This is a genomic window from Hydrogenophaga palleronii NBRC 102513 (assembly GCF_001571225.1).
Lineage (GTDB): Bacteria > Pseudomonadota > Gammaproteobacteria > Burkholderiales > Burkholderiaceae_C > Hydrogenophaga > Hydrogenophaga palleronii.
The window spans coordinates 22,254-36,214 of record NZ_BCTJ01000013.1 but is presented as its reverse complement, the minus strand read 5'-3'; the positions used below and the strand labels follow the sequence as shown (position 1 = coordinate 36,214).

15 protein-coding genes, 1 pseudogene and 1 other annotated feature are annotated in these 13,961 nt (G+C 62.6%); of the genes and pseudogenes, 14 read left to right on the top strand and 2 right to left on the bottom strand.

Annotated elements, in window-relative coordinates:
* Position 1: 1 nt before the first annotated feature.
* From HPA01S_RS11180 to maiA, 8 genes and pseudogenes are all read left to right on the top strand, one after another.
* Positions 2–334 (top strand): non-heme iron oxygenase ferredoxin subunit, encoded by a 333-nt coding sequence (locus HPA01S_RS11180; RefSeq protein WP_066269928.1) that lies wholly within the window; start codon positions 2–4, stop codon positions 332–334.
* 108 nt (positions 335–442) lie between these two features.
* Positions 443–1,621 carry an ABC transporter substrate-binding protein gene (locus HPA01S_RS11175; RefSeq protein WP_066269925.1) on the top strand — a complete coding sequence of 393 codons (1,179 nt, stop codon included), beginning with the start codon at positions 443–445 and terminating at the stop codon, positions 1,619–1,621.
* A 4-nt stretch (positions 1,622–1,625) separates the two neighbouring features.
* Positions 1,626–2,543, top strand: a complete 918-nt coding sequence (locus HPA01S_RS11170) for a branched-chain amino acid ABC transporter permease (RefSeq protein WP_066269924.1) — start codon at positions 1,626–1,628, stop codon at positions 2,541–2,543.
* Between the two features lie 5 nt (positions 2,544–2,548).
* Complete coding sequence (locus HPA01S_RS11165) at positions 2,549–3,556, top strand: branched-chain amino acid ABC transporter permease (RefSeq protein ID WP_066270045.1); 1,008 nt, start codon at positions 2,549–2,551, stop codon at positions 3,554–3,556.
* Between the two features lie 68 nt (positions 3,557–3,624).
* Positions 3,625–4,071 (top strand): annotated as a pseudogene (locus tag HPA01S_RS23915) (ATP-binding cassette domain-containing protein); the annotation flags it as partial.
* A gap of 6 nt (positions 4,072–4,077) precedes the next feature.
* The gene (locus HPA01S_RS23910) at positions 4,078–4,326 is read left to right on the top strand and encodes an ABC transporter ATP-binding protein C-terminal domain-containing protein (protein ID WP_441665990.1); all 249 of its coding nucleotides are present in this window, start codon (positions 4,078–4,080) and stop codon (positions 4,324–4,326) included.
* A complete protein-coding gene (locus tag HPA01S_RS11155; RefSeq protein WP_066269922.1) occupies positions 4,323–5,036 on the top strand; it encodes an ABC transporter ATP-binding protein in 714 nt (237 codons plus the stop codon). Before HPA01S_RS23910 ends, HPA01S_RS11155 begins: the two co-directional genes overlap by 4 nt.
* Before the next feature lie 43 nt (positions 5,037–5,079).
* On the top strand, positions 5,080–5,727 hold the full coding sequence (maiA, locus tag HPA01S_RS11150; protein WP_066269920.1) for a maleylacetoacetate isomerase: 648 nt from the start codon (positions 5,080–5,082) through the stop codon (positions 5,725–5,727).
* Between the two features lie 12 nt (positions 5,728–5,739).
* Here maiA and HPA01S_RS11145 read toward each other — a convergent pair whose 3' ends face one another.
* Positions 5,740–6,387 carry a TetR/AcrR family transcriptional regulator gene (locus HPA01S_RS11145; RefSeq protein ID WP_245638623.1) on the bottom strand — a complete coding sequence of 216 codons (648 nt, stop codon included), beginning with the start codon at positions 6,385–6,387 and terminating at the stop codon, positions 5,740–5,742.
* Between the two features lie 235 nt (positions 6,388–6,622).
* On the opposite strand from HPA01S_RS11145, the gene HPA01S_RS11140 reads away from it, so the two are divergent.
* From HPA01S_RS11140 to HPA01S_RS11120, 4 genes are all read left to right on the top strand, one after another.
* Entirely contained in the window at positions 6,623–7,723 is a 1,101-nt protein-coding gene (locus tag HPA01S_RS11140; RefSeq protein ID WP_066269916.1) for a Rieske 2Fe-2S domain-containing protein, read from the top strand.
* Between the two features lie 39 nt (positions 7,724–7,762).
* The gene (locus HPA01S_RS11135) at positions 7,763–8,968 is read left to right on the top strand and encodes an ABC transporter substrate-binding protein (protein WP_066269915.1); all 1,206 of its coding nucleotides are present in this window, start codon (positions 7,763–7,765) and stop codon (positions 8,966–8,968) included.
* 15 nt (positions 8,969–8,983) lie between these two features.
* Positions 8,984–9,946, top strand: a complete 963-nt coding sequence (locus HPA01S_RS11130; RefSeq protein WP_066270044.1) for a PDR/VanB family oxidoreductase — start codon at positions 8,984–8,986, stop codon at positions 9,944–9,946.
* Between the two features lie 116 nt (positions 9,947–10,062).
* Positions 10,063–11,294, top strand: a protein-coding gene (locus tag HPA01S_RS11120) for an IS3 family transposase (protein WP_157084975.1) whose coding sequence is annotated in 2 segments (ribosomal slippage) — positions 10,063–10,351 and positions 10,351–11,294 — 1,233 coding nt in all. Because the reading frame shifts where the segments join, the coding sequence is not laid out codon by codon here.
* Positions 10,341–10,457: a sequence feature (AL1L pseudoknot), on the top strand. Its footprint overlaps the gene before it by 117 nt.
* Positions 11,295–11,435: 141 nt before the next feature.
* On the opposite strand, the gene HPA01S_RS11115 is transcribed toward HPA01S_RS11120, so the two are convergent.
* Positions 11,436–12,398 carry an IS5 family transposase gene (locus HPA01S_RS11115; RefSeq protein WP_066270042.1) on the bottom strand — a complete coding sequence of 321 codons (963 nt, stop codon included), beginning with the start codon at positions 12,396–12,398 and terminating at the stop codon, positions 11,436–11,438.
* A 356-nt stretch (positions 12,399–12,754) separates the two neighbouring features.
* Here HPA01S_RS11115 and HPA01S_RS11110 point away from each other — a divergent pair, with 356 nt between their 5' ends.
* Both HPA01S_RS11110 and HPA01S_RS11105 read left to right on the top strand, forming a co-directional pair.
* On the top strand, positions 12,755–12,970 hold the full coding sequence (locus HPA01S_RS11110; RefSeq protein ID WP_066269910.1) for a hypothetical protein: 216 nt from the start codon (positions 12,755–12,757) through the stop codon (positions 12,968–12,970).
* Positions 12,971–13,455: 485 nt separating this feature from the next.
* Positions 13,456–13,911, top strand: coding sequence for a helix-turn-helix domain-containing protein (locus HPA01S_RS11105; RefSeq protein WP_066269905.1), 456 nt, complete (start codon positions 13,456–13,458; stop codon positions 13,909–13,911).
* The last annotated feature ends 50 nt before the right edge of the window (positions 13,912–13,961 follow it).

Genomic DNA, 13,961 nt, shown 5'->3' with positions numbered 1-13,961 from the left:
CATGAGCGACACCACCTCTTCTTCCGACTGGTTCGATGCCGCCGCCGAGAGCGCCGTGCCCGAGGACGACGTGATTGGCGTGGACGTGGCCGGCCGCGACATCGCCCTCTACAAGGTCGAGGGCAGCGTCTACGCCACCGACAACACCTGCACCCACGGCCAGGCGCGCCTGTGCGATGGCTTCCTTGAGGGCCACGAAATCGAATGCCCGCTGCACCAGGGCAAGTTCGACATCCGCGATGGCCGCGCAACCTGCGCGCCGAGCGAGGTCGATCTGCGCAGCTACCCGGTGCGCATCGAAGGCGGGCGCGTGTTCCTGCAGATGGGCCACTGAGCGCGTCACAACACGCACGCCACACGCCCCACACCACCGGCCTTTGGCCTTCCGTTTGATCGGGCCTTTCGAGCCCGCCGCCACTTTTCCTTACAGCGAGACAAAGCGATGAAAAACACCACGACTTCCCTGCGCTACGGCGCCACTGCCGCCGCTTTTGCGGCCCTTGCGAGCGCCAGTGCGATCGCCTCTGCCGCCACCATCGGCATCATGGCGCCGCTCTCCGGTCCGGTGGCCGTGGTGGGTCAGGACCAAGTCGACGGGTTCATGCTCGCCGTGGAGCAACTGGGTGGCAAGCTGGGCGGCAAGCCCGCCACCGTGCTCAAGGAAGACGACCAGCTCAAGCCGGAGATCGGCGGCCAGATCGTGCGCAAGTTCATCGACAAGGACAAGGTCGACGCCATCGTGGGCCTGAGCTTTTCCAACGTGATGATGGCCAGCCTGCCGCGCATCGTGGAGTCGGGCACGGTGGCGATTGCAACCAACGCCGGACCCTCTCCGCTGGCCGGTGCGGGCTGCAAGGCCAATGTGTTCTCCACCGCGTGGCAGAACGACGGCGCGGCCGAAGCCATGGGCAAGTTCGCGCAAGAGAAAGGCGTGAAGCGGGTCTACCTGATGGCGCCCAACTACCAGGCCGGCAAGGACATGCTCACCGGCTTCAAGCGCTATTTCAAAGGGCAGATCGTCGACGAGGTCTACACCCAGGTCAACCAGCCCGACTACGCCGCCGAACTCGCCCAGTTGCAGGGCGCCAAGCCGGACGCCTTGTTCGTCTTCTACCCCGGTGGCATGGGTGTGAACTTCGTCAAGCAGATGGCGCAAGCCGGCCTGATGAAGTCCATCCCGCTGTACTCGGTGTTCACGGTGGATGGCACGACGCTGCCGGGCCTGCGCGACGCGGCCGTGGGCAGCATCAGTGGCGCCATGTGGGACGCCGCACTCGACACGCCGGAGAACCAGAAATTCGTCGCCGCCTTCGAGAGCAAATACAAACGCACGCCGAGCGAGTACGCCGCCACCGCTTACGACGCGGCCCAGGTGTTGAACATCGCGCTGGCCAAGGCCAAGCCGGGTGACAACAAAGCCCTGGCCGCCGCCGTGAAGGCCGCCGGCAGCGAGCTGAAGTCCGTGCGCGGTCCCTTCGCCTTCAACAACAACAACCTGCCGGTGCAGAACTACTACGCCTTCGAGACCATCAAGACCAGCAACGGCGTGGGCGGAAAACTCATAGCAACGCCCATGACGCGCCAGGCCGACGCGTACCACGCGCAGTGCGCACTGAAGTGACGCCATGAGCAGCACTATCGTTTTTGCTCAACTGCTTAACGGGCTGCAGTACGGTGTACTGCTGTTCCTGCTGGCCGCCGGCCTGACGCTGGTCTTCGGCATCATGAGCTTCGTCAACCTGGCGCACGGCTCGCTGTACATGATGGGCGCGTACTTCGCGGCCAGCGCCTTCGCGTACACCGGCTCTTTCGGGCTGGCAGTGCTAGCGGCCATGGTGGGCTCGCTGTTGCTGGGGCTGGCGTTGGAGTTTGTCGCGGTTTCGCGGCTGTACCGGCGCGACCACCTCGACCATGTGCTCGCCACCTTCGGCCTGGTGCTGTTCTTCAACGAACTGGTGCGCATGATCTGGGGATCGCAGCCGGTGTTTCTGCAGGTACCGGACTTTCTGAGCGGTGCCGTCGACATCGGCGGCTTTACCTACCCGGCGTACCGGTTCGCTATCATCGCCGTGGGCCTGTTGGTGGCCGTGGGTTCGTGGTTGCTGATCAACAAGACACGGGTCGGCATGCTGATCCGCGCGGGCGCCGTGAACCCTGCCATGGTGGCGGCGCTGGGCGTCAACATCCGCCTGCTCAACGCCATGTTGTTCGGCGTGGGCGCCATGCTGGCCGGCCTGGCCGGTGCAATGGCCGGCCCGATTCTCTCGGTGCAATCGGGCATGGGTGAGTCGGTGCTCATCACCACGCTGGTGGTGATCGTGATCGGGGGCATCGGCTCGGTCACGGGCGCGTTTTATGCCGCGCTCATTGTCGGCATCGTCGACACGATGGGCCGCGTGTTCCTGCCCTTTCTGCTACGCCAGGTGGCCGAGCGTTCGTTCGCCGATGCCGCTGGACCGGCGCTGGCCTCCATGCTGGTCTACCTGCTGATGGCGGTGGTACTGGCTTGGCGCCCGCAAGGGCTTTTTCCGACCCACAGGTGATCGCCATGTCTGCACTACTTTCCCGACCCAGCCAATGGGTGCCTCTGCTGGTGTTGCTGTTGCTGGCTTGCGTGCCCTTCGTGGCCCATGCCACCGGCCACACGTTCTACATCGCCTTCTTCGCGCGCATCGTCATCTACGCCATTGCCGCTTGTGCGCTCAACATCGCGTTGGGCTACGGCGGGCTGGTGAGTTTTGGTCATTCGCTCTTTCTCGGCATCGGCGCCTATGCGGTGGGCCTGGCGTCCTTTCACGGCATCGGCAACGGCTGGATCCACCTCGCGTTGTGCTTGGTGGTGTGCGGGGTGGTGGCCCTGGCGACTGGAGCGATCAGCCTGCGCACCAGTGGCATCGCGTTCATCATGATCACGCTGGCGTTCGCGCAGATGGGCTACTTCCTGTTCGTGAGCCTGAAGAACTACGGCGGCGACGACGGCATGCCGATCGCACTGACCAGCCGCTTTGGCCCGGTCGATCTGTCCTCGGCCACCAGCGTCTACGTTGCATCCTTCGTGTTGTTGGTGCTGTCCATCTGGTGGCTGGCGCGTCTGCGCGTGTCGCCCTTCGGCATGGTCATTCGGGGCGCCAAGCAGAACGCGCGGCGCGTGAGTGCCACCGGCATCCCGGTGGTGCGTTACCAACTGCTGGCCTACGTGGTCTCTGGCATGTTGTGCGGGCTGTCCGGATTTCTGCTGGCCAACCTCAATGCCTATGCGTCGCCGAGCACGCTGGCGTGGTCGGTGTCGGGCGAACTGATCGTCATCGTGGTCATCGGCGGCCTGGGCACGGTGTTCGGCCCGCTCCTGGGGGCGCTGGTGTTCCTGGGCCTGGAAGAAATCCTCAAGGGCGTAACCGAGCACTGGATGGTCATCTTCGGTCCCATGATCGTCGTCGTCGCGCTGCTCGGCAAGAGCGGCATCGTTGGCCTGCTGGAGCGTTTCGACACCCGCAAGCCTGAAGCGGCGCCACCGCCCAAGCCGGTGGTCCACACCCTTGCCGATGGAGGTGCCTGATGGCCAGCGTATTGCGCACCGATGCGCTCACGAAACGTTTTGGCGCCTTGCTGGTCACGGACGCGGTGTCGCTCGACATCGGCGAAGGTGAGTTGCACGCCATCATCGGCCCCAACGGCGCCGGAAAGACCACCCTGATCAACCAGCTCTCCGGCGAGCTGGAGCCTCACAGCGGCAGCGTCTGGTTCAAGGGAGCAGACGTCTCGTCGCTGCCCATCCACGAGCGCGCGCGCCTTGGCCTGTTGCGCTCCTACCAGATCACCTCGATCTTCGAGGAGTTCACCGTGCTGGAGAACGCAACGTTCGCCGCGCGCGCCGCCCGCCGCCACGCCTTCGGCTTCTGGGCGCCCCTGCTGGGCGACAAGGCCGCACGCGGCTTCGCGGAACAAGCGCTGCAGGACACCGGGCTCACACACCGCGTGAACGCGCTGGCAGGCGATCTGGGCTATGGCGAGCGGCGCCAGCTCGAGCTGGCGATGAGCCTGGCCGCCGGGCCGCAGTTTCTGCTGCTGGACGAACCCATGGCAGGCATGAGTGCGCAGGAGTCCACCGCCGTCATCGCGCTGCTCCAGCGCTTGAAGCGCAAGTACACGATCCTGTTGGTCGAACACGATATGGAAGCTGTGTTCGCTCTGGCCGACCGCATCAGCGTGCTGGTCTACGGCCGTGTGCTGTTCACAGGCACACCCGACGAAATCCGCAACCACCCCGAGGTGCGCGCCGTGTACCTCGGCGAAGAAGAAGCCGAGACCCCGGAGACCTCCCCATGAGCGCGTTCCTTTCCGTCAAAGGCCTGCAGGCCTCCTATGGGCATGCACAGGCGCTTTTCGACATTTCGTTCGACGTTGCGGCGGGCGAGGTGGTGACCCTGCTGGGGCGCAATGGCATGGGCCGTTCGACCACGGTGAAATGCCTCTTCGGCATGCTGCCGGTGGGTGCTGGCAGCATCTCGATCGACGGTGCGCGCGTGGACCACTTGCCCTCGCATCGCATCGCGCGCCAAGGTCTGGCGCTGGTGCCGGAAGGCCGTCAGGTGTTTCCCAACCTCACCGTTGAAGAGAACCTGATCGCCACCGCGCGCGACGACGGCAAAGGCCGTGGCAAGCCGTGGGACCTGGAGCGCATCTACGCGTTCTTTCCGCGCTTGAAGGAAAGGCGGCGCAACCTGGGCTCGCAACTGTCCGGCGGTGAGCAGCAGATGCTGGCCATTGGCCGCGCGCTCATGACCAACCCGCGCCTGCTGGTGCTCGATGAAGCCACCGAAGGTCTGGCGCCGGTGATTCGGCAGGAGATCTGGCGTGCGTTGTCCGCGCTGAAGAGCGAGGGCCTGTCGCAGATCGTCATCGACAAGAACGTCAAGGCGTTGCTGGGCCTTGCCGATCGCCATGTCGTGGTGGAGAAGGGGTGCGTGGTGTGGCAGGGCAGCTCGACCGAACTGCGCGACAACCCCGACATCGTGCGCCAGTACATGGGCGTTTGATAGCGCACCCACACCCGCCCCAGACCCAACACAGTGTTGATCCATGAACCGAACCCTTCACACCTACTTCCGAAGCTCTGCCGCTTACCGCGTGCGCATCGCCTTGAACCTCAAGGGTCTGACGGCGCAACACGTCTTCGTGCACCTGACCCGACAGGGGGGCGAGCAATTCGGTGAAGCCTTTCGCGCGCTCAATCCGCAAGCGCTGGTGCCCGTGCTGAGCGAAGACGGGGTGCAAATCAGCCAGTCGCTGGCCATCATGGAGTATCTCGACGAGGCCTATCCGACGGTGCCGCTGCTGCCCAAGGCCCTGGCCGACCGCGCCCTCGTGCGCCAACTCTCGCTGGGCATCGCGTGCGATGTTCATCCGTTGAACAACCTTCGCGTGCTCAAGTACCTCACCACCACGCTGGGTGCCAGCGAAGACGCCAAATCGGCCTGGATTCACCACTGGATCGCGCTCGGCCTGCAGGCCGTGGAAGCCGAGCTGGCGCGCCGTCCGGCGTCGCGCTTTTGCGTCGGCGATGTGCCCACGATGGCCGACTGCTGCCTTGTGCCGCAGGTCTTCAGCGCACAGCGCTTCAACGTGGATCTGTCGGGCTTTCCATGCGCGATGAAGGTCTATGCGAATTGCCAGGCGCTCGACGCGTTTGCCGATGCGCAACCTTCACGGCAGCCCGACGCCGAATGAGCTGAGGCGTCTCTATTTGCCGGCCTGAAGTTGCTGGTTTGCAATCGCGATCCAGTCTTTCAGATAGGCCTGGTAGTGCGCATCGTCGTGGCGCCACATGCGGTTCAGTCCCATGCCGCGAACCATGTTCAGGTTCAGGTTCATCAGCATGCGGGCCCGCTTGGTGGGCACACCCGCCTTGCGGAACACCGCCAGCCAGATGTCGTCGCAGGTCACGCGGTAGCGCTCCATCACGGGCTGGATGTGCGCCATCAGATAGGGATCGGTGCGGGCCACGACGATGCATTCGAGCGCCGCAATGAACGGCCAGTCGAAGTACACGCTGATGCAATCGGCGATATGGCCTTCTATCAACTTTTCCGTGGCGCCGGCGGTCTGCGCCGTGTGCTGGCCGCGCTGAATGGCTTCTTCGTAGACCATGGCCGTGGCCTCCACCACCAGCTCTGCCTTGTTGGCGAAATGGTGCATCAACGCGCCGTTCGACACACGCGACGATGTCGCCACCTCTTTCATCGTGAGTCCGTTGTAGCCGACACGCAGCAGCACTTCGATCGTCGCTGCCAGCAACTTGTCGCGCGTCGTGCGGCTTCGGTCTTCCTGCGAGCGGCGCTGCGGCTTCTCGGTGGGCGTTTCAGCGTTCTTGCTGGCGCGCGGTTTCACGGCGCTTGACTTTGTGCTGTCAGAGGGTGGAAGGGCCATGCGTTGGGTCATCTGTCTGCCGGTGGTGGAGATCGATTATGGACCCGCCCATTCGCGGATGTCCTTGAGTCTGATCGCGTTGGTGGCTGCCCATCTACGGGTCAACACCTAGAAAATTGTCTCCATTGCATTTACAAACCGCACGCTCTGTATGTGAAAATTCCAGCCATCCCATGACGAACGAAAGGAGCCTGGAATGGCCTTCATCAAAAATGCCTGGTACGTGGCTTGCTGGAGCAACGAAGTAAAACCGGACGCGTTGTTTCACCGCAAACTTCTGAACGAAGCGGTGGTGTTCTTCCGCAAGAAAGATGGCACTCCCGTGGGGTTGCAAGACCGCTGCCCGCACCGTTTCATTCCATTGCATCTGGGGAAGATCGTCGACGACGCGATCGAATGCGTGTACCACGGCCTGACCTTTGACTGCTCGGGCGCATGCGTGAAGAACCCGCACGGTGACGGCAAGATCCCCGCCGCAGCCAAGGTGAAGACCTACCCCGTGGCCGAGAAGCACGGCATGTTGTGGATCTGGATGGGCAGCGAAACCGCCGACCCGGCCAACATCCCCGACTACAGCGTGCTCGAGTCGGACGCCGGCTTCGCCACCAGCCGCGGCTACCTGCACATCGATGCCAATTACGAGTTGATGGGCGAGAACCTGCTGGACCTGAGCCACATCACCTACCTGCACGATGGTTACCTGGGCAGCCCCGAGCAAGTCGGCGCGGACCAGGTGTTGAAAGAGGAGGGCAGCAAGATCCACTGCAACCGTTGGATGCCCAACATTTCCGTGCCGCCCATCTTCGACATGGTCTATCGCCGCGATGGCAAGCCGGTGGACATGTGGACCAACATGACCTGGATCCCGCCCAGTTGCTTTCTGCTCGACTCCGGTGTGCACGAGGTCGGTGGTCAACGTGAGGACCATGGCTGGTACTACGGCGTGCACATCCTCACGCCCGAGTCGGAGAAGACCGTGCACTACCACTTCGCCGCCGCCATGCCACCCGGCACCAACATGACCCCCGAAGAAGCGGCCACCTTTTCAGCTTTGCGCCGGCACGCCTTCGAAGCGCAGGACAAACCCATCATCAACGCACAGCAGGAAGCCATCGGTGACAACAACTTCTGGGACATGAAGCCGGTGCTGCTGAGCGTGGACGCCGGACCGGTGCGCATGCGCCGCTCGCTCGAACGCATGGTGAAGGAAGACCAGGCGACGGAGGCGAGCGCCGTGCCCGTCAAGGTGGTGCGACCCGCACAAGTCAACGCGGGACCGGCACCGGCAAACGCCTGAACGAGAAACCAGAGCAGCTTTCAACAACGGAGACACACGATGAAGAACACGAATACGGCGAAAAAGAGCAAGTCCCTCACATCCACCGTGGCGCGTGCTTTGCTCGCCAGCGGCCTGGTGTTCGCAAGCGCTGGTTGGGCGCAGACGCCGGTCAAGATCGGCTTTCTGGGCGAGCTGTCAGGCCCCACCGCCGGCGTGGGCCAAGACCAGCTCGACGGCTTCAACCTGTTGCTGGAACGCAATGGCGGCAAGCTCGGCGGTGTGCCCATCACGCTGATCAAGGAAGACAGCCAGCTCAAGCCCGACGTCGCCAACCAGGCGGTGCGCCGCCTGGTGGAAAAGGAGAACGTGCCCATCGTCACCGGCGTGTCCTTCTCCAACATCATGATGGCCGTGCACAAGTACGTGACCGACAAGGAGGTCTTCCTCATCGGGTCCAATGCCGGTCCGTCGCAGATCGCTGGCACGCAGTGTTCGCCCTACCAGTTCATCACCTCGTGGCAAGGTGACCAGGCCGCCGAAGCGGTCGGCCAGTACGCCAAGGACAAGGGCTACAAGAAGGTCTTCGTGTTGGCGCCGAACTACCAGGCCGGGAAAGACATCGTGGCGGGGTTCAAGCGCTACTACAAGGGCCCGCTGGTCGACGAGGTCTACACCTCGCTCACGCAAATGGACTTTTCGGCCGAGCTGTCGCAAGTGGCTGCGGCAAAGCCCGACGCGGTGTTCGCCTTCTTCCCCGGCGGCCTGGGCATTGCGTTCTCCAAACAGTACGCGCAAGCCGGCATGTCAAAGAGCCTGCCGTTGCTGACGACCTTCATCGCCGACGCCTTGTCGTTGCCGGCCATTGGCGATTCGTCCATCGGCATGGTCAGCGGCGGTTTCTGGGCGCCGGATTTTGCCAACGCGCAGAGCAAGCAGTTCGTCGAGGATTTCGAGCGCAAGTACAAGCGCATCCCGTCCAACTACGCCGCGCAAAGCTACGACGCGGCGCAATTGCTCGATTCGGCCATCGGCAAGGTCAAGGGGAATGTGTCTGACAAGAAGGCCTTCATGGCAGCGCTGAAAGCCGCCGACTTCAAGTCGGTGCGAGGAGACTTCAAGTTCGGCAACAACAACTTCCCGGTGCAGGGCATGCACATCATGGAGGTTGGCAAGGACAGTGGCGGCCGTCTGAACCTCAAGACCGTCTCGACACCGTTCAAGAGTTACCAGGATGCCTATGCGTCGCAATGTCCGCTGAAGTAAGACGAGGTGTTTCCCGTGAATGAGATCGCCGTCAGGGTGGCGAAGAAAACCCGCGAGGCACAGGACATCAATGCCTACGAGTTGGTGGCCGTCGACGGGGAAAGCCTGCCGGCTTTCGACGCCGGCTCCCACATCGACGTGTTCTTGCCCAACGGGCTGGTGCGCCAGTATTCGCTGTGTGGCGGGCCGCCCCAGCAGGGGCGGTACCGCATTGCGGTGCTGCGCGACCCGAAGACCCGCGGCGGTTCGCAAGCGGTTCACGACATGGTTCATGAGGGCGACACCTTGCGCATCAGCATGCCGCGCAATCTGTTTGCGCTGTCCGATGGCATGCACGCCAGCGTGCTGTTGGCGGGTGGCATTGGCGTGACACCCTTGCTCGCTATGGCTTACCACCTGCATGCACGGGGCCGGCCTTTCGAGCTGCACTACTTTGCCCGGTCGCGTGAGCGCGTTGCCTTTCTGTCGGAGTTGCTCACGGGCGCGTTCGCGGACCAGGTGGTCCTTCACCTGGACGACGAATCGCCCGCGGGCTCGCAGCCTGTGCGCGAACTCGTGGCATCTTTGCAAGCGTCACGGCCCGACGCGCACGTCTACAGCTGTGGTCCTGCCGGATTTCTCCAGCATGTGTCCGACACGCTGGCAGCCGTGTCGTGGCCTGCCGGTCAGACACACTCGGAAACCTTCACGGCATCGGAGCCGGTGACAGGCGATTCCTTTGAGTTGCGCATCGCCAGCACGGGCGAGACGGTGGTGGTTGGGCCGAACGAAACCGTGGTTGCCGCCGCTGCGCGGCTGGGGTTCGACATCCCCGTCTCCTGCGAACAGGGCATCTGCGGCACCTGCGTTACCCGCGTTCTGGAGGGCGTGCCAGACCACCACGATCAGTATTTCAGCGATGCGGAGCATGCGGCGAATGACCAGTTCACGCCATGCTGCTCGCGCGCGAAATCGCGACTACTAGTACTGGATTTGTAGGGCCAAGTCGCCGCTATTCCTCGGGTTCGTTTCGCCAGGGCATTCATCCACTGTTAGAGCGCTAACTGAACCGCCCCGGTTTTTGAGGAGGCTCTTTTCTCTGAGAGGATTGAGCCATGAAGAAGTCAAACAAGTTCTCACCCGAGGTGCGTGAGCGTGCGGTGAGGATGGTGCAAGAGCACCGTGGGGAGTACCCGTCGTTGTGGGCAGCTATCGAGTCCCTCGCGCCGAAGATCGGCTGTGTGCCGCAGACCTTGAACGAATGGGTCAAGCGCGCCGAGGTCGATTCTGGTGTGCGAGAAGGCGTCACGTCCAGTGAGGCCCAACGGGTCAAGGATCTGGAACGAGAGGTCAAGGAGCTGCGCCGAGCCAACGAGATATTGAAGTTGGCCAGCGCGTTTTTCGCCCAGGCGGAGCTCGACCGCCGACTCAAGTCCTGATGGACTTCATTGACGAACACCGGTACACCCACGGGGTCGAGCCGATCTGCAAGGCATTGCGGGTCGCCCCATCGGGATACTGGCGTCATGCAGCACTGCGACGTGAACCGCAGCAGCGCTGCGCCAGAGCACAACGCGATGAGTTGCTGGTGCCGCAGATCGAGCGTGTGTGGAACGCCAACATGCAGGTCTACGGGGCGGACAAGGTCTGGCGACAGCTCGCGCGTGAAGGCACAACGGTTGCTCGCTGCACGGTCGAGCGTCTGATGCGGCGCCAGGGTTTGCGAGGCGTGATGAGAGGCAAGGTAATTCGCACGACGATCAGCGACAAGCGTGCGCCGTGCCCTCTGGATCGGGTCAACCGGCAGTTCATGGCAGATCGGCCAAACCAGCTCTGGGTCTCTGACTTCACATACGTCTCGACCTGGCAGGGTTGGCTGTACGTGGCCTTCGTAATCGACGTGTACGCCAGGCGCATCGTGGGCTGGCGGGTCAGCAGTTCCATGCGTGCGGACTTCGTGCTTGATGCCCTGGAGCAGGCGCTGTACGCGCGCCAGCCCGAACGCGATGGAACGCTGATTCACCACTCGGACAGAGGCTCGCAATACGTGGGCATCCGCTACAGCGAACGCCTGGCCGAGGCGGGCATCGAGCCTTCCGTGGGCAGCAAAGGAGACAGCTATGACAACGCCCTGGCGGAAACAATTAACGGCCTGTACAAGGCAGAGCTGATTCATCGCAGGGCGCCGTGGAAAACCAAGGAATCAGTGGAACTGGCGACCCTCGAATGGGTGTCTTGGTTTAACCATCACCGATTGCTTGAGCCCATCGGGTACATACCGCCGGCAGAAGCTGAGGCAAACTACTATCGGCAACTCGCCAGTCAAGCCTCCACGGTGGAAGCTTGACTTAAGGCTACGCTGAACAAGTAGCCGAGTTGAGTGCCCCGCTGGGCAAGTGGTCGCTGATGCGGGGAAGTTGGGCGATTTGACCGCGTTCCTTGGTCATACCGGCCTTGCTCCCGCACTTGGGGTGCGCAAAGGGCGCACTCATGCCACGAGGCGCTGACGCGCCAGGTAGATGTTGGCCAGGCACAGCACCACGAACGAACGCGTGGCGTTCTTGGCAAGGCCTCGGTAGCGCACCTTGGTAAAGCCCCAGAGCCGCTTGACCACGGCGAAGACGTGTTCGACCCGGGCCCGGACCTTGGACTTGTTGTGATTCTTCGAGCGCTGGGCTTCATCGACCTCGCCACCCCAGCGCACGCGCTGGTTCGTGAAGTCCTTGGCCCGGGGCGCCTTCGATTCGATCAACGCCCTCTGGCTGGCGTAGGCGCTGTCGCCGTACACACGCTGCTCGTTGCCGTGCAGCAGATCGGGCAGCGGGTGTTTGTCATGCACGTTGGCCGCCGTCACCACCGCGCTGTGCGCCAGTCCGGTGCGGCTGTCCACGCCGATGTGCATCTTCATGCCGAAGTACCACTGTTGGCCTTTGCGGGTCTGGTGCATCTCGGGGTCGCGCTGCTTGTCGGCGTTCTTGGTCGAGCTGGGCGCACCGATGATGGTAGCGTCCACGATGGTGCCGGTGCCCACCTTCATGCCTCGCGCCTGCAGTACCACCCCCACCTTGGCAAACAAGGCCTCGCCCAGCTTGTGCTTCTCCAGCAGGCGGCGAAACTTCAGCAGCGTGGTCCCGTCAGGCACACGTTCACGCCCGAGATCGATGCCCACAAAGCGGCGCAGCGCCGTGCTGTCGAGCAGGGCCTCCTCGCAGGCCTCGTCGGCCAGGCTGAACCAGTGCTGCACGAAGTACATCCGCAGCATGCGTTCCAGCCCGATCGGTGGGCGTCCGTTACCGGCCTTGGGGTAGTGGGGCTCGATGACCGAGCACAGCTCCTGCCACGGCACGATCTGTTCCATCGTCGCCAGGAATGTGTCCCGCTTGGTCGGCTTGCGGTACTGCTCGTAGCCATCGCCTTGATCGGCTGCCATCGCCAGGGTCTGTTGCTTCATCTTCACCTTCGTGCCTCGGGTGCCTCGATACATGCAAACCTCGCGCCACCTCTCAACTTGTTCAGCGTAGCCTTAAACCAACCGGCCTCCACGAAACACGGGGCGGTTCACGCGAGTCAAGAAGTCAGTCGCAAGACGGGTATCAGCGGGGGACGCCAGCGAGCGACGAAGAACAGGCTGGACAAGGAAACCCGCTGCGATCCTGCGTGAAGCGGGTTGAGATCGGTCAAACCTCTGTGCGGATCACGCGGGATCTCATCGGCGGTGGGCTGAGGATAGGAGGAGCAAGATGCGACATATACTGAGACGAGAATCACTGGGGCATTGAGGCGCAGGTTCCACTTACAAGGACTGCAATGCCGATCCAAACCTCGATTCAAGCTCTGCGTGACGCAATCTTCAAGGAGCAAGTTGCGCTTTCCGCCATGGATAAGCTTTATTGCGTCTTCATCGTGAAGATGTTGAACTACCAGACCGGCAAGGGGGAGGCGCCCACAGCCGCTGAGTTTGAGACATGGCGCGAAAGCGTCGATGCACGCATTGAATTCTCTCGGCTGCGCGGCTTGATTTGACAGCCGTTGAATGTCCGTTTGAGTCGCGAAGCACGCCTCCATGTTCGCGCGCCGCGACGCGGGGCACGTGCTGAGGACAGCGAAGGTGAATAGTCCTCGGTATTGGTGCGTCATGCAGGCGTACTTAGACGCCAGAACCATTGGCGCCCAACGGATTTCCAAGAGGCAAAGAGCCGTATGTGGCGGGGCAATCGATCGCCCACATTAGCCGCGAAGGAGCTCGGCAGTCATATTGCCATCCAACGGCAACGTTCGGAGTGCGATCCAGTGGGAACTGAGGCCACAAAGTTCGACGCCAGCTTGTGTCATTGCCGCGTAGTTTTCAAGATTTGCTTTGGTCGTCGACACTGTCGACGCCGATCCAAATTTGAGCTACCGGGGGTGCGGACAAATACTTGGACTGGGTTGTGCCGTAAGCCCTAGACACACGCGCTCAATGCGCGGCGCCGTAAGAGGCATCCGCAGCTGTGGTGCAGAATCTGCACATGACTACTTTCGCTGCTTCACTTAAGAAAGAGATCGCCCGCGCCGCCCGCAAGGAGCTGCGCGACGAGCTCTCAGCCCTGCGCAAGGGCTCCTCAACCTATAGGTCAGAGATTGCCGAGCTCAAGCGAAAGATCAAAGCACTTGAGTCAAAGGTTAAAGCACTATCCCGAACCGCGCCGAGTGTTGCGTCAAAGACTGCGTCCAAACCCGATGCGACTCTTGCTCGCACCAAGCCAGGACGCAAGGTGACGTTTGGTCCAGCCGAGTTTTCGGCCCTGCGGCAACGACTTGGCTTCACGCAGGCGCAGATGGCTCAACTGGTGGGTGCATCTGCGCTATCCATCTACAAGTGGGAGAGCGGGCAAGTGACACCCAGGGCAGCCCAACTTGAGAAGATCATGTCGGTGCGCAAAATCGGCAAGCGCGAAGCGGTGGCACGGTTGCAAGCCGAGTGATTCTTGCGGGTGGTGCGGGCAACACGTCATGTCATCAACGAGATCGCTCG